Raw genomic sequence first — 18703 nt, 5'->3', positions numbered from 1 at the left:
CCGCTCAGGCCCGGTACCCGTCCGTTCCCGCGCGCCCGACGACGATCTTGGGCACCACCGCGCGGGACGACAGTCGCAGCAGCGCGTCGACCAGTTCGACGATGTCGTTTACCTCGATCATCGACTCCGGCGGAATCTTGTCGTGGGTCCACGCGGACATGTCGGTGTCGACGAACGCGGGAGCCAGGGCGGTAGCGGACACTCCGTTGCCCGACTCCTCCACGTTCAGTGTCTCGACCAGTGACATCAGGGCGGCTTTGGTGGCCCCGTAGACGGCCAGTCCCGCTTCGGCGTAGACGCCGGTGATCGAGGCCAGGGCGATGACTTTGGCGCCTTTCGCCGGATTCTCGGTCGCGGCGGTCCGGAGCATCGGCAGCGCCTGCTGCAGCAGGCTGAACGGGGCCCGCAGATTCACATCGACGCTCTTGGCGAAGCGGCGCATCGGAAACTCGCCGATCGGCCCGGCCGTCCCCACACCCGCGTTGAGCACCAACGCATTCAGTGAACCGAAGGTGTCGGCATGCGCCGTTACCACGCGGCCGGCGGAGGCTTCATCGGCGAGGTCGCCGGCCACGACGACCACCTCTTTCGCGCCGGCCGCGCGCAGCTCGGCTGCCACGACTTCGAGACGCTCGGCGTCACGAGCACTGAGGGTCAGCCCGTAGCCTGCTTCGGCGAGGCGGGTGGCGATACCGCGGCCGATTCCGCGCGACGCTCCGGTGATCAGTGCAGACCTGCTCATGCGGATTTCCCCTTCAGTGCGCGTAGTCCGGCGTCGACGAGCGCGGGCACCGCCTCACCAGCCTTGTCGAATCCTTCGGCTGCCGTGGCACCCGCGCGGTACCGGTGGTGGATGCCCTGGGCAATGACGGCCAGTTTGAAATTGGCCAACGCCAGGTAAAAATTCCAATTCTTCAGTTCACGACCGGACGCCGCGGTGTACCGCTGGGCAAGATCGTCAGCGGACGGCATCCGCGGACTCGTCCACGCCGCTGCTTCACCGAGCACGAGGTCGAAGGCGGGTGCGCGATAGACGCACATCAGCGCCACGTCGGTGAGAGGGTCGCCGAGAGTCGACAGTTCCCAGTCCACCACCGCCGCAACCTTGGTCACGTCTGCGGCCGACAGGATGGTGTTGTCGATCCGGTAGTCGCCGTGCACGATCGACGACTCCGACCGGTCGGGCACGGATTCCGCGAGAGCGGCGTGCAGACGATCGACGTCGGCCGAATTTTCGGTCTTGACCCTGGCCCACTGGCCCGCCCACAGCTTCACTTGCCGGGTGACGTATCCGTCCGGGCGCCCGAACTCTCCCAGGCCGACGGCCTGATAGTCAACGTTGTGCAGGTCACCGATCACCCGGACCAATTCGTCCACACAGGAGTCGATTTCGTTGTCGGACAGAGCATCCAACTCCGACTGGGTGCGGATGACCTGTCCCGTGACATGTTCGACGACGGTGAAAGGGGCCCCCATCACGTTGTTGTTCTCACACAGCGCCACCGTGGCTGCGACGGGAACGCTCGTGCCCTGCAGCGCCGACGTGACCCGATATTCGCGGGCCACGTCGTGCGCGGACGGTGTGAGCCCCGCGGTGGGCGGCCTTCGCAGCACCCACCGCGAGGAGTCGTCAAAAATTGTGTAGGTGAGGTTGGACTTTCCGCCGGAGATCAGTTCGGCCCGCAGTTCGCCGTCGAGCGGAACCTGCGACTCCGTCAGGAACTTCTCCAGGGCAACGAGGTCGAGCCCGCGATGCTCGGTCATGCCCCCGCCTCCCGCGCCGCTTTCTTCGCGGCACCGATGACGCGCTTGGCGATCGCCCAGCGATGCACCTCGGACGGGCCGTCGTACACCCGGAAGGGACGCACCTCACGAGAAAGCCGTGCGAGCGGCAGATCGCCGGACACACCGAGACCACCACACATCTGGATCGAGCGGTCGACGATCCGGAAGATCGCCTCTGCGGCATAGGTCTTGGCGATGGACGTGGCGTTGCTCGCGTGCCCGCCCTGATCGAGTTCCCAGCACGCCTGTGTCAGCAACGCCCGAGTAGCGGCGATGTCGATCTCGTTGTCCGCGACCATCTTCTGGACCATGCCCAAATCGCCCAGCTTTCCGCCGAACCCTTCACGCCGAGCGACGTGGGCCACCGCGACATCGTGACCGCGCCGCGCAGCACCGAGCCAGCGCATGACGTGCGTCATCCGGGCCGGGCCGAGCCGCACCTGCGCGTACGCGAATCCCTGGTCCACCTCGCCGAGCACACCGCTGTCGGGTATGAACAGATCGTCGAAGAACACCTCGCAGTGGCCTCCGATCATGGACTTGTCGAGCGTGTCGATGTGCCGGCCCACTTTCAGACCGGGCACGTCGGCTGGGGTGAGGAACATCGTGGCGCCACCGCGGTCGCCGGGCTGCCCCGACGTGCGCGCGAAAATGATGAAGAATCCGGCACCGTCGGCGCCGGTGATGAAGTACTTGTGCCCGTTGATCTTCCACCCGCCGGGCACCTTCTCGGCCCTGGTCGTCAAAGCCGACGGATCGGACCCGGCGCCTGGGGAGGGCTCGGTCATGGCGAAAGCCGACCGCACGTCACCGTGGGCGAGGGGTGCGAGGAACTGCTCCTTCTGCTCCGCACTGGCGATGTGCGCGAGCATGTGGACGTTGCCCTCGTCGGGCGCGCCGATGTTGAGGGCGATCGGGCCGAACAGCGAGTAGCCGGCTTCCTCGAAGACCGGGGCGCGGTCCGTCATGTTCAACCCGTGTCCGCCGTATTCGACGGGAGCGTGCGGGGCGAAGACACCTGCCTCCTTGGCGGCCTTCTGCAGCTCGACCCGCAGGGTGTCGCCACCTGCCGCGGTGATGTCGCCGCCGTGTTCGTCCTCGACAGGCAGCACCACCTCACGGGTGAACGCCCTGGTCTTCTCGACCAGCGCCGTCACCTCCGGCGCATAGGTCAGATCGATCGCCACCACTACCTCCAGTCAATACGAACACCGGGACCGACCGATCACTCGCTCGGTCGCATTGGAGTCGACAATCCCACAGGAACACGACCTGGTCAAGACGTCAGTCGACGGCCCCTACCGTGCTACGAGCAATCACCAGATACCGCTCGACGATTTCATCGGGCGACAACGGCCCGTCCTCGCGATACCACGTGGCGACCGAGACACACATCGTCACGACAGCGCGGCTCGCATCCTCCGGGAAGGGTGTCCGGAACAGGCCGGCTGCGACGCCGTCGCGCACGATGTCGTCGACCAGCTGCTGCTGCTCGTCCCGCAGGGCTATGTAAGCCTGCCTGCTGTCCGGCTCCATGCTCCGCGTCTCCCGAGAGGCAACGAAGGACTGTTCACGCCGATACATGTGAAAACGCAGCAGGGATTCGATCACCGCGTCGAATCGCTCGCCAGGAGTCGACCCCGCCTCGGCGACGGCCGCGCGACTGCGGTCGAGCAGGTCACGCATCACCGCGTTGGTCAACCCCACGAGCAGTGCCTGCTTCGAGGGGTAGTGATGGTAAAGGCCGGGTACGGACAGTCCGGCACGGGCCGCGATCTCACGAATCGAGGCGCCGTCGTACCCTTTCTCGACGAACGCAGCCAGGGCGGCCGCCAGAACCTTGGACAACCCCTGGTCCGTGTATTCGCGCCACGAACTACCGGCCTCCGTGCCGTTAACCGTCATGGGACATACGGTAGAGCGTCCCCTCAGTAGTCGTCGTCCGAGTACACGATCAGCCCACGCAGGTTCTTCCCTTCGAGCATGTCCTGGTATCCGTCGTTGACCTGCTCGAGGCGATATGTCCGGGTCACCAGCTCGTCGAGCTTCAGCGTTCCGTTGCGATAGAGGTCGAGGAGAGCGGGGATCTGCGACCTCGGGCCGACGCCGCCGAAGATGGCGCCCTGCAACCGCTTCTGCAGCAAGGTGAGCTCGAAGAGGCTGAGAGTGACCTGCGTGTCTGCCGCGCTACCCATACCCGTCACCACCACCTGACCGCCCTTGCCGGTGATGCTCATCGCCGGCTGAATCATGTCGCCTTCGATCTCACCGACCGTGATGATCGTGACCTCGGCCATCCGCCCCCAGGTGATCTCGCCGATCGTCGGAGCCGCCTCCTCGAGCGACGCGAACACATGGGTGGCACCGAATTCCTTCGCCTTCTGCCGCTTGAACTCCACCGGATCGATGGCGACGACGAAACGCGCGCCGGCACTGGCCGCGCCCTGCACCGAATTGATGCCGACACCACCGACGCCGATCACCACGACCGTGTCACCGACCTGCGTTCCACCGATCTGCGTGGCCGAGCCCCATCCGGTCGAGACGCCGCAGCCGAGGAGCGCCGCCTTGTCGAGAGGGATGTCGTTCTCGATCTTGATGACCGACGCCTCGCTCACCGTCACGTAGGGGGAGAAGGTGCCGAGCAGACACATCTGCAGAACAGGCTCACCGCCGAGGGTGACCCGGAAGGTCTTGTCGGCGATCGCCTGCCCGGTGAGGAGACCGGCCCCTTCGTCGCAGATGTTCTGCATGCCCTTCGCACAGGAACGGCATCGTCCGCACGCCGGGACGAAGGCGAGGACCACGTGGTCCCCTTCGACAAGATTCGACACTCCCGGGCCCACCTTGGTCACCACTCCTGCACCCTCGTGGCCGCCCAGGACCGGAAAGAAGGGCAGGGGCGTGGCCCCGGTTCGCAGGTGCTCATCCGAGTGGCACAACCCTGATGCCGCCAGACGGATCTGCACCTCCCCCGAAACCGGATCGCCGAGTTCGATCTCCTCGATCTCCCAGGGCTGCCCGATGCCTTTGATGACCGCTGCTTTCGTCTTCACGCCGACTCCTCAGGAAGGAAATATGGCCTGGATCACACCTACTTCGGAGTCTGCCCGAACCGTTCTCGTCGTGCAGCAAAATCAGCCGCGCATCGACGGCGCGGAAGGAAGGGGGGACCCGGCGACGCCCTGCTTCGGTACCGGGAGTTCACTAGAGTCGAGCGAGGTCGCCCAGATCGACAGTCATTTCCGACAGAGAGCCAGGGACCACCCGATGATCCACGTCCGTCATTCCGCGGTAGCCGCCGTCCCCATCGACGTGGCGTTCACGTACATCGACGACTACAGGACGGTCCCCGACTGGATGTTCGGCGTGTCGGACTTCCGTCCCATCGGCGGATTCGATCAGGGATTGGGCTCGACGTTCGATGCGTCGATCCACATCGGCCCGACCACCCTGCGGTCCCGCCTCGAGGTCACCGCCTGGGAAAAGGATCGGGTGATCACGTTGGCATCGCTCGACGGCGCGGCCAACTCGTCTACATGGACCTTCGTGGCGCTCGGCCCGGACAAGACCGAACTCGGCGTCGACTTCGCGTACAAGCTCCCCGGAGGTTTGGCCGGCAAGGCCCTCGGTCTCATCGTCGAACCGTTCGTCGAGACGGCCGTGAAGAACACCGAGGCGACCTTGCGGCACAACCTCGAGGAGCTGTACGAGAAACGCGACGCCGACGGCAGCTAGCGGCCCGGCAGGAAAGCGAGCCTGCCGACCGTCGTTCCCTCGCCGAGTCGGGCGAGTCCGTCCGCTACCTCGCTGAGTCCGAGGCGTTCACTGATCATCGGCTTGATGTCACCGGCATCGGCTAACCGTGTCAGCTCAGCGTGGCATTCCCTGATCGCCGCGGGATCGTAGGCGTTGTAGAGACCCCAATGCAGTCCGATGATCGAGTAATTCTTGATCAGCGCGTGATTGAGGCCGGGCGAGGGAATAGTGCCACTGGCGAAACCGATCACGACGATTCGCCCCTCGAACGCGATGCACTTCGTGGACTTCGCGTACGAGTCGCCACCCACCGGATCGAACACGACGTCCGCGCCCCGTCCCCCGGTGAAGTCCTTCACCGCGGCGACGAAGTCCTCACTGTGCCGGTCCACAACCAGGTCGGCGCCGAGAGCCCGGGTGTACTCGGCCTTCTGAGGGCCGCCCACCACACCGATCACCTTTGCGCCGGCCGCCTTGCCCAACTGCACGGCCGCGCTACCCACTCCACCGGCTGCCGCCTGCACGAGAAGTGTCTCGCCCGCCCGCAGCTGTGTCCTGCGGTGGAGCGCGAACCATCCCGTCTGATACCCGATCGACAACGCCGACGCCTCCGCGTCGTCCAATGTGGCCGGTGCCGGGAAGGCCGTGGCCACCGACATCACAGCGAGTTCCGCGAAACCGCCGTTCGGCAGGCTGGGCATGCCGATCACCCGGTCACCGACCGCGAACTCGGTGACACCCTCACCGAGCGCCACCACCTCGCCGCACAATTCCACCCCGGGAGTGAAAGGCAGCGGCGGCTTGATCTGGTACTCGCCGCGGCACAACAGCACGTCCGGGAAGTTGGCGGGAGCTGCAAGAACCTTGACCAGCAGCTCCCCGGACTTCGGCTCCAGGTCGGCGACGTCCTCGAAAGTGAGGACCTCCCTGGGTTGTCCTACTTCGTGCACACGCCATGCCTTCATCGATCAGTCCTTCGGTCCGCCGGCGACGTAGACGACCTGCCCCGAGACGAATCCGGCGCCTTCACTCGCGAAGAACGACGCGGTGTGGGCGATGTCAGCGGGCTGACCGACACGAGCGACAGGAATCTGTGACGCCGCGGCGGCTTTGAAATCCTCGAAGCTCATACCGACGCGCTCGGCCGTGGCGGCGGTCATCTCCGTCTCGATGAATCCGGGTGCAATCGCGTTCGCGGTGACGCCGAATTTTCCGAGCTCGAATGCCAGCGTCTTGGTGAAGCCCTGCATGCCTGCCTTGGCGGCCGAGTAGTTGGCCTGGCCGCGGTTGCCGAGCGCCGACGTGCTGGACAGGTTGACGATGCGGCCGAACTTGGCGTCCACCATGTATTTCTGGACGGCACGTGACATCAGGAAGGCGCCACGCAGATGCACGTTCATCACGGCGTCCCAGTCGTCGACCGACATCTTGAACAGCAGGTTGTCGCGGGTAATCCCGGCGTTGTTGATCAGGATCGTCGGTGCGCCCAGTTCGGATGCCACGCGCTCGACAGCCGCCGTGACCGAGGCCTCGTCCGCCACATTGGCACCCACGGCGAGGGCCTCGCCGCCGGCCGACGTGATCGCGTCGACCGTCCCGGCACAGGCGGACTCGTCGAGGTCGAGGACGGCGACTGCATGTCCGTCGCTCGCCAGCCGCTGTGCGACGGCGGCGCCGATACCGCGGGCCGATCCGGTGACGATGGCGGTTCTACGGTCCTGGCTCACTTGTTTCCTCCATGGTGGTTGTCGTCGGTTGTCGAACGGTATTTACGCAGTTCTCGTCTTGCGATGGAAAGTTTGTGCACTTCGTCCGGACCGTCCGCGAGGCGCAGCGTCCGCATATGGGCATACATCATCGCCAACGGGAAGTCGTCGGTGACACCCGCGCCGCCGTGCACCTGTATCGACCGATCGATAATCTTCAGCGCAATGTTGGGCGCCGCGACCTTGATTGCCGCGATCTCCGTGCGCGCTTCCTTGTTCCCGACGGTGTCCATCAGGTAGGCCGCCTTCAGTGTCAACAGGCGCACCATCTCGATCTCGATCCGGGCCTCAGCGATCCAGTCCTGGATATTGGCGTTCTCGCTGACCGGTTTCCCGAACGTCACCCGCGACGATGCCCGCCGGCACATCAGCTCGAGCGCCCGCTCGGCCATCCCGATCGCCCGCATGCAGTGGTGAATGCGTCCCGGGCCCAGCCGGGCCTGGGCGATCGCGAAACCCTCTCCCTCACCTTTCAGCACGTCCTTGGCGGGAACCCGCACGTCGGCGAAGTCGATTTCCGCGTGCCCCTCCCGGTCCTGATATCCGAACACCGGCAGACCCCGCATCACTGTGACTCCGGGCGCATCGATCGGAACCACCATCATCGACTGCTGCCGGTGCGGCGCCGCCGACGGATCGGTCTTACCCATCACGATCATTACCTTGCAGTTGCGATGCAAGGCATTGGACGCGAACCACTTCCGGCCGTTGAGCACGTAGTCGTCGCCGTCGCGGACCATCGACATCTCGATGTTCGTTGCATCCGAACTCGCCACCGCGGGCTCCGTCATCGCGAACGCCGACGCCATCGTCCCGTCGAGCAACGGCTTCAGGTACTTCTCCTTGTGCTCGTCGGTGCCGAACAGCGTGAGCACTTCCATGTTCCCGGTGTCGGGTGCGTTGCAATTACAGGCCTCGGACGCGAGATGGCTGCGGCCCATGATCTCCGCCAACGGCGCATACTCGAGGTTCGTCAGGCCCGGACCCCACTCCGGATGCGGATGAAACAGATTCCACAAACCCCGGCTACGCGCCTCCGCCTTCAACTCCTCGAGGATCGGCGGCTGAAAATGCGGATCACCTGCGTCGCGCATCTGCTCGTCGTACACCCTCTCGGCGGGATACACGTGCGAGTCCATGAACTCCAGTAGATCGGTCTGGTACTTCTTCGCGCGGTCGGATACGTCGAACACAGACATGCGAACTCCTCGTGGAGGTGGGTCAGGAAGACTGGCCGAGTAGTGCGGCCTGATAGCGGCGCATTCCCCGGATCCATCGGTCGTAGTCGGCGCCCTTGTGTCGATACATCTCCAGCACCTCGGGGTGCGGAAGGATCAGGAACTGCTCCGCTTCGATTGCCGCGAGAGCACATTCGGCCACGTCGGCCGGTTCGAGTACCGCTCCGGCAGTGGTGACAGCGCGTGCAGCCGTGGCCGACAACGCAGCGTCGTCCGTCAACAGCTTGGTGTTGACACCCATCGGGCACAGGCAACTGACGCGCACACCTTGATCGCCGTAGGTGACGGACAGCCACTCGGCGAAGCCCACGGCCGCATGTTTGCTCACCGAATAGGGCGCCGAGCCGATCTGCGTCAGGAGTCCGGCCGCCGACGCCGTACTGACGAAGTATCCTTCGCCGCGCTCGACCCAGCCCGGTATCAGCAGACGCGCGGCCCGAATGTGGGCGCGAACGTTGACGTCCAGGGCGAGGTCCCACACTGCGTCGTCGAATTCGAGGTCGCTGCCTGCCGCCACACCTGCATTGGCGAAGTAGAGGTCGACGGGACCGAATTCGCTTTCCGCTGCCGAGATGAGCGATGCGATCTGCGTGGTGTCCGATGCGTCGGCTCCCACCGCGATAGCGGCACCCGGACTGGTGGCGGTGATCCGGTCGACGACGGACTGCGCCGACGCGGCGTCGAGGTCGGATACGACCACGCGGGCGCCTTCCGCGGCCAGCCGCTCCGCCAGAGCACCACCGATTCCGCCTCCACCTCCGGTGACGATGGCAACTTTCTGCGCGATCTGCACGAGATTCCTCCCTCGGGGGACACGCTGATGATCCCCAGTCTTCCACAGAACATACCTGAATCCGGTGTCGGATTCAGGTATGCGGACCTGGTGTTGCCGTCACCGAGCCACGGTGTTCAGTCCCGATCAGGAAACCGCAGGCCGTTCGCCCAGATTCGGGTCGTGGTGAACACGACGTCGTCGAATTCGATGGGGGTGCCTCCCGAGCCGTGCTCGTTCGCCACGAAGGCGCTGTAGGCCAGGCGGCTGACCATCCCGGACAGCGCCCGCGACGCCAGCATCGGGTCCAGCTTCGTGTCGGCGATTCCGCGCGCCTGCAGTTCGGCGATGCCCCGGGCGTTGCGGGCAATGAAGGCATCGGCACGCTGCCGGCGCAGATCCGCGAATGCCGGGTCGATGTGAGCTACCTGCTCGAGAAGTCCCATGAGCTTGGCATTGCGACGATAAGCCTCGAGGTATGCGCGATTACTGGCCTCGAGCACCGCGTACGGATCATCGGTGTCCTGCACCCGCTTCATCCCGGGATGCATCATGTCTTCCTGCGCCGCCTCCAGGACAGCGGCGAACACCTGCTCCTTGTTGTCGAAGTAGGTGTAGAACGACCCCGTCGAGCACTGTGCTTCCTTGGTGATGTCGGTGAGTCGGGCGTCGAGGTACCCGGACCGCTCGAACACCGTGCGCGCTGCCGCCACCAGAGCCGCACGAGTACGTGCCCCCCGAGGGGTGGCGGGCGGCTCCCGCAGCAGAGCGGTGGCCGCCATCGACGGGGCGGGTTGATCGTCCCAGTCTTCGTGGGCGGTACGCGTGGTCATTTCCTACTTATACGCCAGCGCACCGACGCCGCCCAATCCGACGGTCAGGTGATTGTGATGCCGCCGTCCACCGCGATCGTCTGTCCCGTGACGTACGCGGCAGCGTCCGACGCCAGCCAAACCACGGTCGCAGCCAGCTCCTGCGGGTCACCGAGTCGGCCGAGCACCAGCCGCGGCCGCATCGATTCGAGGTACCCGTCCTGGTACTGGTCTGTCATCTCCGTCTCGAAAAATCCGGGGGCGATCGCGTTGACGCGGATGCCCTTACGGGTACCCCACTGCTGCGCGAGGTCGCGGGTCAAACCGATCACCCCGGCCTTGCTCGCGGCGTACGCGGCCTGGGGTAGTCCCGCGGTGGTCAACCCGAGCACGCTCGCAATGTTGACGATGGCACTGCCCGGCTTCATCACCTTGCCGGCCGCCTGAGCCGCCCAATAGGAGCCGTTCAGGTTGATGTCGACGACCTGCCGGAACTGCTCGGGGGTTTCCCTCGTCGCGGGCACGGCGGTACCGACGCCTGCGTTGTTGATGAGCACGTCGACGCGACCGAACTGCTCCATGGCCTTGTCGATCATGTTCTGCGCTTGCGCCGGGTCAGCGATGTCCGTCGCCACACTGAGCGGCGTCCTCCCCGCAGCCCGCACCAGCTCCGCAGTCTTCTCGAGACGGTCCGTGCGCCGGGCGGCGAGCACCACATCGGCGCCCGCCTCCGCCGCAGCCTGCGCGAATGCAACCCCGAGACCCGAAGACGCACCGGTCACGACGACCACCCGGTCGGTCAAGCTGAACTTGTCGAGAACGGACATACGAAGCGACTCCTTTGTCGTCGGGCTACGGGGTACGGGCTCAAAGGCCGAGGTCGCGACCGATCAGTTCCTTCATGATCTCGTTGGAACCGGCCCAGATCTTGGTGACACGCGCATCCATCCACGCGCGGGCGGCGCGGTATTCCGTCATGAAGCCGTATCCCCCATGGAGCTGGACACAGTGGTCGAGGACCTCGTTCTGCACCTGTGCAGTCCACCACTTCGCCTTGGCCGCGTCTACGGCAGTCAGCTCACCGGCGGCATGGGCGGCGACACAGTTGTCGACGAAAGCCTGGGTCACCTCGACGCGCGTCACCAGATCTGCAAGAAGGAACTTGTTCCACTGCAACGATCCGATGGACTGACCGAACGCCTTGCGCTCCTTGGCGTACTGGATCGTCTCCTCGAGGATCGGCGCTGCGTGCGCAATGTTCGAGATGGCGGCACCGACGCGTTCCTGCGGAAGCATCTCCATCATGTGGATGAAGCCGCGGTCGATCTCGCCGATGATGTTGGTGGACGGCACCCGGACGTTCTCGAAGAACAGTTCCGCCGTATCGGCCTCGTGCTGGCCGACCTTGTCGAGCTTGCGGCCGCGCTCGAAGCCCGCCATCCCGGTCTCGACCGCGAACAGGGTGATCCCCTTGGACTTCTTCTCCGGGCTCGTGCGTGCCGCGACGATCACCAGGTCGGCGTTAAAGCCGTTGGTGATGAAGGTCTTGGAGCCGTTGATGATCCAGTCGTCGCCGTCCTTGACCGCGGTGGTCTTCAGCGCAGCAAGGTCGGAACCGCCGGACGGCTCGGTCATCCCGATTGCGGTGAGCAGCTCGCCGGTGCAGAACTTCGGCAGCCAGCGCTGCTTCTGCTCCTCGGTGGTGAGCTGAACAAGGTAGGGCGCGACGACGTCGGCGTGAATCCCGAAGCTCGACGACACAGCAGCACTCGCACGTGAGAGCTCCTCGGCGAGAACAGCGTTGAACCGGTAGTCACCGGCTTCGCTTCCGCCGTAAGCCTCGGGGACTTCGAGTCCCAGGAGGCCGTTACGGCCGGCCTCGAGCCAGATTTCGCGGTCGATGAAGCGCTGCTCGATGAGCTTGTCTGCCACCGGCAAGATGTTGCGGTTCACGAACTCGCGGGCGGACTCGCGGAACGCCTCGTGATCGGGGCCGTACAGGGTGCGTCGCATGACCAATCCTTCTGGGTTCGAACTCTTCGCTGTGTGACGCTTCGGGCATGTAAGCGTCTGCTTATTTTCTAAGCGCTTGCTTATAGTGATACTGCGACACGGTATTGTCAACCGCCGCAGAGCCGAGGATGGAGAGAGTCATGAGCGAATCACCGAGTCAGGTGATCAGCCCCTCCAAGGCTGCCGCGCGCATCCGTGCTGCTGCTGTCGACGCCTTCGCCACCAATGGGTACGGCGGAACCACTACCCGCGAGATCGCGGCCCGGCTCGACATGAGCCCGGCAGCCATGTACCCGCATTACCGGTCCAAGGAAGAATTGCTCTTCGCCATCAGCTACGAGGGACACACCGCAGCCCTCGACGTCGTGACCGGCGCCGATCTACCGGACGAGTCGCCGTCGACCCGTTTGAAGGCGCTGATCGGAGCCTTCGCCAGTTGGCAGGCCACCCATCACGCCCAGGCCCGTGTCGTCCAGTACGAACTCAACGCCCTCACCCCCGAGCACTATCGCGATGTCGTCACACTTCGACGCGACATCACCCGCGTCGTCCGGGCCGTCGTCGATGCCGGCGCCGCCACCGGCGAGTTCACCGTTCCGGACGGCGAAGGCGTCACTCTCGCGCTCATGTCCCTGTGCGTTGATATCTGCCGATGGTTTCCGGCCGGCGCCTATACCGAACCCCACGTAGTAGCCGACCTCTACGCAGACCTTGCCATGCGCATGGTGGGAGCTAACTGACTCTTGCCCTTGCCTCGCCCGCTGGGTAAGATCGAACATAGGTTCGATTCGGGGGATTCGACGGTGGGGGCTTTCGGTGGATTCAGCAGCAGTGTCTACATTTCTGGCCGAGTTGCCGGAACTGGGCAGCGATATCGATGATGCTGCGCGAATCGACCTACTCCGCACGCTGGAAGAACTGAAGGCCGCATGCGCGGGGGCACAGGCCCGAGTGACGGCCGACCTCGATGCCTCCATCCGCGCATCCCGCGCCGATCAGGGAGTGCCCAGGAATCAGCAAGGGCGGGGCATCGCCAACCAAGTGGCGTTGGCGCGGCGCGACTCCCCCTTTCGCGGTGGACGCCATCTCGGAATGGCCACCGCACTGGTCCACGAGATGCCTCGCACGCTCAGACTGCTCGAGCAGGGAATCCTCAGTGAGTGGCGGGCCACCATCCTCGTCCGCGAAACCGCCTGTCTCACCCGGGAAGATCGCACTGCTCTCGACTTCCTGCTCTGTGCCGATTCCTCGACGCTCGACGGACTCGGCGACCAAGCCGTGTGCGCCAAGGTCCGGGCTGCCGCCGCGCGGATCGATGCGGAGGCGGTAGTTCGTCGAGCGCGGAAGGCCGTGTCCGATCGGCGGGTCACCTCACGACCGGCACCCGACACCATGGCGTACGTCAGTGCTCTCCTTCCAGTGGCGCAGGGAGTAGCCGTACATGCCACCCTAGCCCGCGATGCCGACGCGATCCTGGCCGCAGGTGATGCGCGAACCAGGTCGCAGATCATGGCCGACCTCCTGGTCTCCCGCGTCACCGGCAGCACCACCGCTGCCGAACGGCCCGTCATCACAGTGAACCTGGTGATCTCCGACCAAGCCCTTCTCGGCGGCGGATGCGAACCCGCTCACGTGCAAGGGTACGGCCCTGTTCCCGCAGCGCTTGCCAGGCAATGGGTTTCGGACGCCGCCAGCGCCGAGTTCGAGTCGGGAGCGTTGTTGCGACGGGTGTACGCCAACCCGCAGTCGGGTGCCTTGACCGCCACGGAGTCGCAGGCACGGTGCTTCCCGACAGGACTGGCCAGGCTGATCGATCTTCGCGACAAAACTTGTCGAACGCCATGGTGTGACGCGCCGATACGACACCACGACCACATCCAGTCCCGGCATACCGGAGGCCCCACCACCGCACACAACGGTGCCGGGCTGTGTGCTGCGTGCAACTACGCCAAACAGGGGGTCGGGTGGAACGCCAGTGCGCACCAGCAACCCGGCAAGGCACACGAAATCGAACTGCGCACGCCCACCGGACACCGATACCGGTCAACCGCACCCCCGCTACCCAGGCCCCTACGAATCCGCGGAACCGAGGTCACCTCACCGGTCGAGCGCCTCATCATCCACTACCTACGCGGCCTGAACATCAGCAAGATTTGCAATCCGACCCCAACACACGCGTGCGGTAGCATCACCGCACGCGACCGTGGGGGTCCAGTCGAGCAGGGGGATGGGGAATGAGCAACACACTGCGTCTGGAAGATGACGCGATCGAAAAGTGCGTGGGGGTCTGCGACACGATGTTGGAGCAGATTGATGATGCGATAAAGAAGGCCCGCGCCTTGTCGAACGTTTCTGGGTTCGGCGGGTTTCAGTCCGCACGCGAACTACAGTCCGGCTACTTAACGAAGTTTACCGGCGGCGGCGGGTCGGGTTCCGTAGTAGAGCGGCTTAGCCAGTTCCGTTACGCAATCGAGGGAATGCGCGCGGCATTCTCAAGTGGGGGCGAGTCCTTCGCCGAGACTGACAGCCTTATCGGGCAGGCTTTAGCCTCTCTCCAAGAATCGGCAGACAAATGAACCGCTTGAGCGCGAACATAGGACTCGTTCTACTAGCATTGTTGCTGACGAGTTGTTCCACACACGGCGAAGTGGCATCGCATGATGGGTCGGCGACCGCTTCGTCACCCACACGCGTACCCCGTCATGTCGACAAGTCGAATCGACCGCAGGTCACATTCGACCCCTGCCTCGACCTGCCGGACGCAGCACTCGTCGAAGCCGGTTATAACCCCGCCAGCGAGGAGAACGCGGATTTCACTCCTGAGGAGTACACCTTTTTGGGTTGCAGCTACGACACTCCACAGCGGCTCTACGGCCTGAACGTGCTGTCCGGGAACATATCCTTCGCCGAAGAGTCTCAGAAGGCAAAAGAATACGCTGCACCGATTGACATCAACGGCCGGCCCGCGCTTCTCAAATGGGAGCGAGGACTACCCGACGCTTGTGCTGTATCAGTCGAAACGGCATACGGTGTTTTGATCATCGATCGCAGCGTCTTCAAAGGCACGGGAATGCCCGCACCCGAGGCTGAGTGGTGCGCCGGCCTGGAGGACACCGCCCGCATTTTCGAACGCTACATCCCGAAGGAGGGATGACTCGTGGCACCGAAGGACGTCGTATCGGAGTTGCTCACTTCACTGAGTCCGAATGGAGCGGGGCAAGAACGCCGATCGACCTTGCAGACCTCCGCAACTACGCTCACCGCCGATGCAGCGATCGATGATCCATACATCCGAACCATGGAGAATTTCCACGGTATGAGCCATGAGGAGATGTACTCGCAGGTTCAATCCATGGTCCCCGACGCCATTGGCGAGCTCGCACAGGCCTGTCACGGCATCTCCAATTCGCTACCCCTCGCCTTCGGTTTCGCAATTCTCCGCAACACCATCAGCGAAAAGTGGGAGGGCGCAGCCGCCGACGCCGCGTTGCTCGCCACGGAAAAACTGGCACAAACCAGCGGTCAGCTCACCTCCAGCCTTGCCGCAATCGCGGTCAAACTGGACATCTTGAGTAGTTCGGCGGCAGATGTCAAAGCCGCTGTGCCACAGCCTGATAGTTCTGTTGGCATACTCAGCCAGCTCCCACTCAGTCCGCTTGCGGCGGAGAACTCGGAGACGGCGCGCGAGGCTGCGCGCCTCGAGGCCGTCCGGAAGCTGGAAGCAATCTATGTTCCGAACTATCGCGATGTTGGAACCAACGTCCCGCGATTGCCCGAGCCTTACGCCCCATCAGGCGCAGCTGCTGACGGTGCGCGAATCCTCGGCGTGGACGGCGCGGGTTCTCCGGGTGCGACTGACCGATCCGTGCTGAATGGCGACGGAGGGTTCACGTCCGGCACCGGCGACTCCCCCGCGAACGGTGATGCCGCGACGGACGGACAACCTAACGCCAATGACCCGGCGGCTACGTCTGCCGCCAGTGCCGAGGGTGCCGGACAGGGCGGAGGCACTGGATCCGGATCAGCAGCAGGTACTGCGGCCCCGACTACCGCCGCGAACAGCCAGAACGCCGGGGCGGCCGGTTCAGGTGTGGGTGGTTCCACAAATTCCGGCGGTGTCGGCGGCTTCGGCGAGGGTTCGCGGTCGGGCAGCTCCGGCCCGGGTAGTGGCGGCAGTGGTGCTGGCGGATCGAGCACCCGCAAGCGCAATGACAAGCGGGACAGTGAATCACAGGGAAGCTCCGTGGTATCCGGCAGCCCGATACCACCAGGCGGGGCAGCAGCTGGAGCTGGAGCTGGAGCTGCGGCGGCCGCAGCTGCCGCGACACCGGTGAAGCCGAGCATGAGCCGACCCGGAATGGGCATGGGTCCGGGCATGATGGGTGCCCCCGGACGGGTCGGCGGCAACGGTGATGGTGACACCGAACACCAAACCCCCAGCTACCTGATCAACGTCGACAACGGCAACGAATTGATCGGCAAACTCGACCCCGTAGCCCCACCGGTCATCGGCGCATGAACTGGCAGCTGTCTTCGGCGCAGTTCATGTCTCTCTGGGAGGCAACGAATCTCGACAGAATGCCGTACCCGTTGTTGTATCGTTCGGCCGCTGCGACCGCGGACGGGTACGCCCGCCAACAGCGCGAACTGGAAGAGTGGCGGCTCGCCCTCCGCGAGCCGGAACTCGACGCCGCGATAGCTTCCCTACGGAACCCCGACATGTCGGTTACCGTCGTAGCCCCCTCCGCCCAATCCGACTCTGGGGTGCGGCGGAGGGGCAGCATCCGCGGCCGGGTTGCGGTCGTCGCCGAACAGTTGCGTGGTGCCCCCGGGCGGGGAGACATACGACTCGACTTGAACACCGCCACGGTCAGCGCCAACCTCGACTGGCTCACTACCCGGTTGCTGCTCGATCTTCCCGACTGCACACCCGGACGAACCCCCTCGCTGACGGCACACCCCGACGACCTCGATACCGGTGGCCACCGTTCCTCAGTGCTCCAGAATGCTCAGGCTTCGGACGGCGCATTACTGAGGCGACTGGTCACTCGACCACGGACGGGAATCGGATACATCTGCATCCGGGGACAGCGTCGGGAGCTCGACGAACCGGTGCTCGGTGAACTGACGTGGATCGATGTGGAAGCCGACGGACGATACCTCTACCACCAGGATCACCGCGTCCATCTGCGATCGGCGACCGTCCACACAGTCCGCGAGGAGCTCGGGAAACGTCTGGGCACTGCCCTGGCCGCACCTTCGCCGAGACGGCGTTGAGCGTTACTCTGGTCGCATGGCCGATCGGGACAGGGACGGAACAGGCAAACCCGTCAATGCGCGCCCCCGCGACGAACTCGGCCGCCCGCTGCCGCACGACGCCGAGGGTGTGCCCCGAGTCCCGGATGACTTGCGGTTACCACCTGACGAGTCGATCACCGAAGCGCAACGCCTCCTGGACCACGGTATGCCCTTCCACGCCCATGAAGTTTTGGAAGGCACGTGGAAAATCGCGCCCGAGGATGAGCGGGAACTGTGGCAAGGACTCGCTCAGCTCGCCGTCGGATTGACGCATCTGATGCGCGGCAACAAGACCGGCGCCCGCTCACTTCTGCGCCAAGGTCACGACCGTATCCGGCATTACGAGGTCGAGGCACCGCACGGCCTCGACATCTCCGGACTGCTGACGTGGTCCGAACACCTCACCGATGAGATCGATCGCGTCGACCCGCTGCCGGCGACGCCCGTCCCCCGATTGCGAATCCCCTGATGCCACTGCTCCCCATGTTCCCGCTGGGATCGGCGATGCTGCCCGGCCAGCAGCTGCCGTTGCACGTCTTCGAACCGCGGTACCAGGAGTTGGTTCGCGACTGCCTCGCTTCACCTGACGGTCCCCGCTTCGGTGTCGTCCTGATCGCCCGCGGCCACGAGGTGGGTGGTGGTGACGTCCGCCATGATGTCGGGACCATCGCCCGCATCGAATCCCATGCCACTGTCGGCGACGGGCGTTACGAGCTGTTCTGCCGAACCGAAGATCGCATCAAGGTGTCGAAGTGGCTGCCCGACAATCCTTATCCGATCGCCGAGGTCGATCTGTGGCCAGACGAGAACACCGGCACACAGACCGCCGACTACGAATTTCCGGCCCTCGTCGAGCGACTCGAGTTCCTGTACGGCCTGTTGCGACGGCTGGCGATCGCCACCGACAACGCCCCACCCGAGGTTCCCGTGGTAAGCGGTTTCCGAGGTGACCTGGGTGCGCGGCTCTACGAGCTGGCCACCTACATCCCGATGGGCGACGCCGATCGCCTCGAAATTCTCGCCGCTGCCGGCGCCGACGAACGGACCAGGGTGGTCTCGGAGGCCATCGAGAACGCCATCGAAATGGTGCAGTTCCGGCTGCTGTGATCCACCCCTCCCCGAGGGTGGTCAAGAGTGGTCCGGAGAGCGTGTACAGTAGGAAATGCAACGCGGGGTGGAGCAGCTCGGTAGCTCGCTGGGCTCATAACCCAGAGGTCGCAGGTTCAAATCCTGTCCCCGCTACCACAGAGAACGGCCCCG

Annotated in this window: 21 protein-coding genes and 1 tRNA gene; 10 read left to right on the top strand and 12 right to left on the bottom strand. The window is 64.7% G+C overall.

All coding sequences use genetic code 11. The features are described from left to right. Nucleotides 1-4: 4 nt before the first annotated feature. The 5 genes from L1080_RS30155 to L1080_RS30135 all read right to left on the bottom strand — a co-directional run bounded on the left by L1080_RS30155 (nt 5) and on the right by L1080_RS30135 (nt 4841). Complete coding sequence (locus L1080_RS30155) at nt 5-742, bottom strand: SDR family NAD(P)-dependent oxidoreductase (RefSeq protein ID WP_250777018.1); 738 nt, start codon at nt 740-742, stop codon at nt 5-7. Continuing rightward, complete coding sequence (locus L1080_RS30150) at nt 739-1764, bottom strand: phosphotransferase family protein (RefSeq protein ID WP_250777019.1); 1026 nt, start codon at nt 1762-1764, stop codon at nt 739-741. The genes L1080_RS30155 and L1080_RS30150 overlap by 4 nt, the downstream gene beginning before the upstream one ends. After that, nucleotides 1761-2972 (bottom strand): acyl-CoA dehydrogenase family protein, encoded by a 1212-nt coding sequence (locus tag L1080_RS30145; RefSeq protein WP_159923693.1) that lies wholly within the window; start codon nt 2970-2972, stop codon nt 1761-1763. The genes L1080_RS30150 and L1080_RS30145 overlap by 4 nt, the downstream gene beginning before the upstream one ends. A 97-nt stretch (nt 2973-3069) precedes the next feature. After that, a complete protein-coding gene (locus tag L1080_RS30140) occupies nt 3070-3690 on the bottom strand; it encodes a TetR/AcrR family transcriptional regulator (protein ID WP_159923691.1) in 621 nt (206 codons plus the stop codon). A 23-nt stretch (nt 3691-3713) separates the two neighbouring features. Next, nucleotides 3714-4841, bottom strand: coding sequence for an NDMA-dependent alcohol dehydrogenase (locus tag L1080_RS30135; protein WP_250777020.1), 1128 nt, complete (start codon nt 4839-4841; stop codon nt 3714-3716). A gap of 214 nt (nt 4842-5055) precedes the next feature. Here L1080_RS30135 and L1080_RS30130 point away from each other — a divergent pair, with 214 nt between their 5' ends. Beyond that, a complete protein-coding gene (locus L1080_RS30130) occupies nt 5056-5523 on the top strand; it encodes an SRPBCC family protein (protein ID WP_159923687.1) in 468 nt (155 codons plus the stop codon). Here the strand turns inward: L1080_RS30130 and L1080_RS30125 are convergent. The 7 genes from L1080_RS30125 to L1080_RS30095 form a co-directional block, all read right to left on the bottom strand. Beyond that, entirely contained in the window at nt 5520-6509 is a 990-nt protein-coding gene (locus tag L1080_RS30125) for an NADPH:quinone oxidoreductase family protein (protein WP_109333764.1), read from the bottom strand. The two genes, L1080_RS30130 and L1080_RS30125, sit on opposite strands and share 4 nt — an antisense overlap. 3 nt (nt 6510-6512) lie before the next feature. Further along, nucleotides 6513-7271: a 3-oxoacyl-ACP reductase FabG gene (fabG, locus tag L1080_RS30120; protein ID WP_159923685.1), complete on the bottom strand. Its 759-nt coding sequence runs from the start codon at nt 7269-7271 to the stop codon at nt 6513-6515. Further along, nucleotides 7268-8509: an acyl-CoA dehydrogenase family protein gene (locus L1080_RS30115; RefSeq protein ID WP_250777021.1), complete on the bottom strand. Its 1242-nt coding sequence runs from the start codon at nt 8507-8509 to the stop codon at nt 7268-7270. Before L1080_RS30115 ends, fabG begins: the two co-directional genes overlap by 4 nt. Nucleotides 8510-8531: 22 nt before the next feature. Beyond that, nucleotides 8532-9341 (bottom strand): SDR family oxidoreductase, encoded by an 810-nt coding sequence (locus L1080_RS30110; protein ID WP_250777022.1) that lies wholly within the window; start codon nt 9339-9341, stop codon nt 8532-8534. 116 nt (nt 9342-9457) lie between these two features. Then, on the bottom strand, nt 9458-10153 hold the full coding sequence (locus L1080_RS30105; protein ID WP_109333772.1) for a TetR/AcrR family transcriptional regulator: 696 nt from the start codon (nt 10151-10153) through the stop codon (nt 9458-9460). A gap of 44 nt (nt 10154-10197) precedes the next feature. Then, nucleotides 10198-10959, bottom strand: a complete 762-nt coding sequence (locus tag L1080_RS30100; protein ID WP_159923678.1) for an SDR family NAD(P)-dependent oxidoreductase — start codon at nt 10957-10959, stop codon at nt 10198-10200. A 40-nt stretch (nt 10960-10999) separates the two neighbouring features. Then, nucleotides 11000-12145 (bottom strand): acyl-CoA dehydrogenase family protein, encoded by a 1146-nt coding sequence (locus L1080_RS30095; RefSeq protein ID WP_250777023.1) that lies wholly within the window; start codon nt 12143-12145, stop codon nt 11000-11002. 140 nt (nt 12146-12285) lie between these two features. Between L1080_RS30095 and L1080_RS30090 the strand changes: the two genes are divergently transcribed. The 9 genes from L1080_RS30090 (at nt 12286) to L1080_RS30050 (ending at nt 18688) form a co-directional block, all read left to right on the top strand. Continuing rightward, a complete protein-coding gene (locus tag L1080_RS30090) occupies nt 12286-12885 on the top strand; it encodes a TetR/AcrR family transcriptional regulator (RefSeq protein WP_250777024.1) in 600 nt (199 codons plus the stop codon). Nucleotides 12886-12961: 76 nt separating this feature from the next. After that, nucleotides 12962-14383 carry an HNH endonuclease signature motif containing protein gene (locus tag L1080_RS30085; RefSeq protein WP_250777025.1) on the top strand — a complete coding sequence of 474 codons (1422 nt, stop codon included), beginning with the start codon at nt 12962-12964 and terminating at the stop codon, nt 14381-14383. Continuing rightward, nucleotides 14380-14721, top strand: coding sequence for a hypothetical protein (locus tag L1080_RS30080; RefSeq protein ID WP_250777026.1), 342 nt, complete (start codon nt 14380-14382; stop codon nt 14719-14721). The genes L1080_RS30085 and L1080_RS30080 overlap by 4 nt, the downstream gene beginning before the upstream one ends. Continuing rightward, a complete protein-coding gene (locus L1080_RS30075) occupies nt 14718-15299 on the top strand; it encodes a DUF3558 domain-containing protein (RefSeq protein ID WP_284708908.1) in 582 nt (193 codons plus the stop codon). Before L1080_RS30080 ends, L1080_RS30075 begins: the two co-directional genes overlap by 4 nt. A 3-nt stretch (nt 15300-15302) precedes the next feature. Then, nucleotides 15303-16664, top strand: a complete 1362-nt coding sequence (locus L1080_RS30070; protein ID WP_250777028.1) for a hypothetical protein — start codon at nt 15303-15305, stop codon at nt 16662-16664. Next, nucleotides 16661-17422, top strand: coding sequence for an ESX secretion-associated protein EspG (locus tag L1080_RS30065; RefSeq protein WP_250777029.1), 762 nt, complete (start codon nt 16661-16663; stop codon nt 17420-17422). Before L1080_RS30070 ends, L1080_RS30065 begins: the two co-directional genes overlap by 4 nt. A 16-nt stretch (nt 17423-17438) precedes the next feature. Beyond that, nucleotides 17439-17912 (top strand): DUF309 domain-containing protein, encoded by a 474-nt coding sequence (locus L1080_RS30060; protein ID WP_250777030.1) that lies wholly within the window; start codon nt 17439-17441, stop codon nt 17910-17912. After that, nucleotides 17912-18550, top strand: a complete 639-nt coding sequence (locus tag L1080_RS30055; protein WP_250777031.1) for an LON peptidase substrate-binding domain-containing protein — start codon at nt 17912-17914, stop codon at nt 18548-18550. The genes L1080_RS30060 and L1080_RS30055 overlap by 1 nt, the downstream gene beginning before the upstream one ends. 61 nt (nt 18551-18611) lie before the next feature. Next, a tRNA-Met gene (locus tag L1080_RS30050) sits at nt 18612-18688 on the top strand. Nucleotides 18689-18703: the final 15 nt, after the last annotated feature.

The sequence above is a fragment of the Rhodococcus sp. MSC1_016 genome (genome assembly GCF_023667485.2).
GTDB classification, from domain to species: Bacteria; Actinomycetota; Actinomycetes; order Mycobacteriales; family Mycobacteriaceae; genus Rhodococcus_F; species Rhodococcus_F oxybenzonivorans.
The sequence above is the reverse complement of the archived record's forward strand: the minus strand, read 5'-3'. Positions and strand labels throughout refer to the sequence as shown.

What these genes read in the sequence shown, in the direction of transcription:
- L1080_RS30155 (WP_250777018.1), bottom strand. Translation starts at nt 742, where the DNA reads ATGAGCAGGTCTGCACTGATCACCGGAGCGTCGCGCGGAATCGGCCGC.
- L1080_RS30150 (WP_250777019.1), bottom strand. Translation starts at nt 1,764, where the DNA reads ATGACCGAGCATCGCGGGCTCGACCTCGTTGCCCTGGAGAAGTTCCTG.
- L1080_RS30140 (WP_159923691.1), bottom strand. Translation starts at nt 3,690, where the DNA reads ATGACGGTTAACGGCACGGAGGCCGGTAGTTCGTGGCGCGAATACACG.
- L1080_RS30130 (WP_159923687.1), top strand. Translation starts at nt 5,056, where the DNA reads ATGATCCACGTCCGTCATTCCGCGGTAGCCGCCGTCCCCATCGACGTG.
- L1080_RS30125 (WP_109333764.1), bottom strand. Translation starts at nt 6,509, where the DNA reads ATGAAGGCATGGCGTGTGCACGAAGTAGGACAACCCAGGGAGGTCCTC.
- L1080_RS30115 (WP_250777021.1), bottom strand. Translation starts at nt 8,509, where the DNA reads ATGTCTGTGTTCGACGTATCCGACCGCGCGAAGAAGTACCAGACCGAT.
- L1080_RS30105 (WP_109333772.1), bottom strand. Translation starts at nt 10,153, where the DNA reads ATGACCACGCGTACCGCCCACGAAGACTGGGACGATCAACCCGCCCCG.
- L1080_RS30100 (WP_159923678.1), bottom strand. Translation starts at nt 10,959, where the DNA reads ATGTCCGTTCTCGACAAGTTCAGCTTGACCGACCGGGTGGTCGTCGTG.
- L1080_RS30095 (WP_250777023.1), bottom strand. Translation starts at nt 12,145, where the DNA reads ATGCGACGCACCCTGTACGGCCCCGATCACGAGGCGTTCCGCGAGTCC.
- L1080_RS30090 (WP_250777024.1), top strand. Translation starts at nt 12,286, where the DNA reads ATGAGCGAATCACCGAGTCAGGTGATCAGCCCCTCCAAGGCTGCCGCG.
- L1080_RS30080 (WP_250777026.1), top strand. Translation starts at nt 14,380, where the DNA reads ATGAGCAACACACTGCGTCTGGAAGATGACGCGATCGAAAAGTGCGTG.
- L1080_RS30075 (WP_284708908.1), top strand. Translation starts at nt 14,718, where the DNA reads ATGAACCGCTTGAGCGCGAACATAGGACTCGTTCTACTAGCATTGTTG.
- L1080_RS30065 (WP_250777029.1), top strand. Translation starts at nt 16,661, where the DNA reads ATGAACTGGCAGCTGTCTTCGGCGCAGTTCATGTCTCTCTGGGAGGCA.
- L1080_RS30060 (WP_250777030.1), top strand. Translation starts at nt 17,439, where the DNA reads ATGGCCGATCGGGACAGGGACGGAACAGGCAAACCCGTCAATGCGCGC.
- L1080_RS30055 (WP_250777031.1), top strand. Translation starts at nt 17,912, where the DNA reads ATGCCACTGCTCCCCATGTTCCCGCTGGGATCGGCGATGCTGCCCGGC.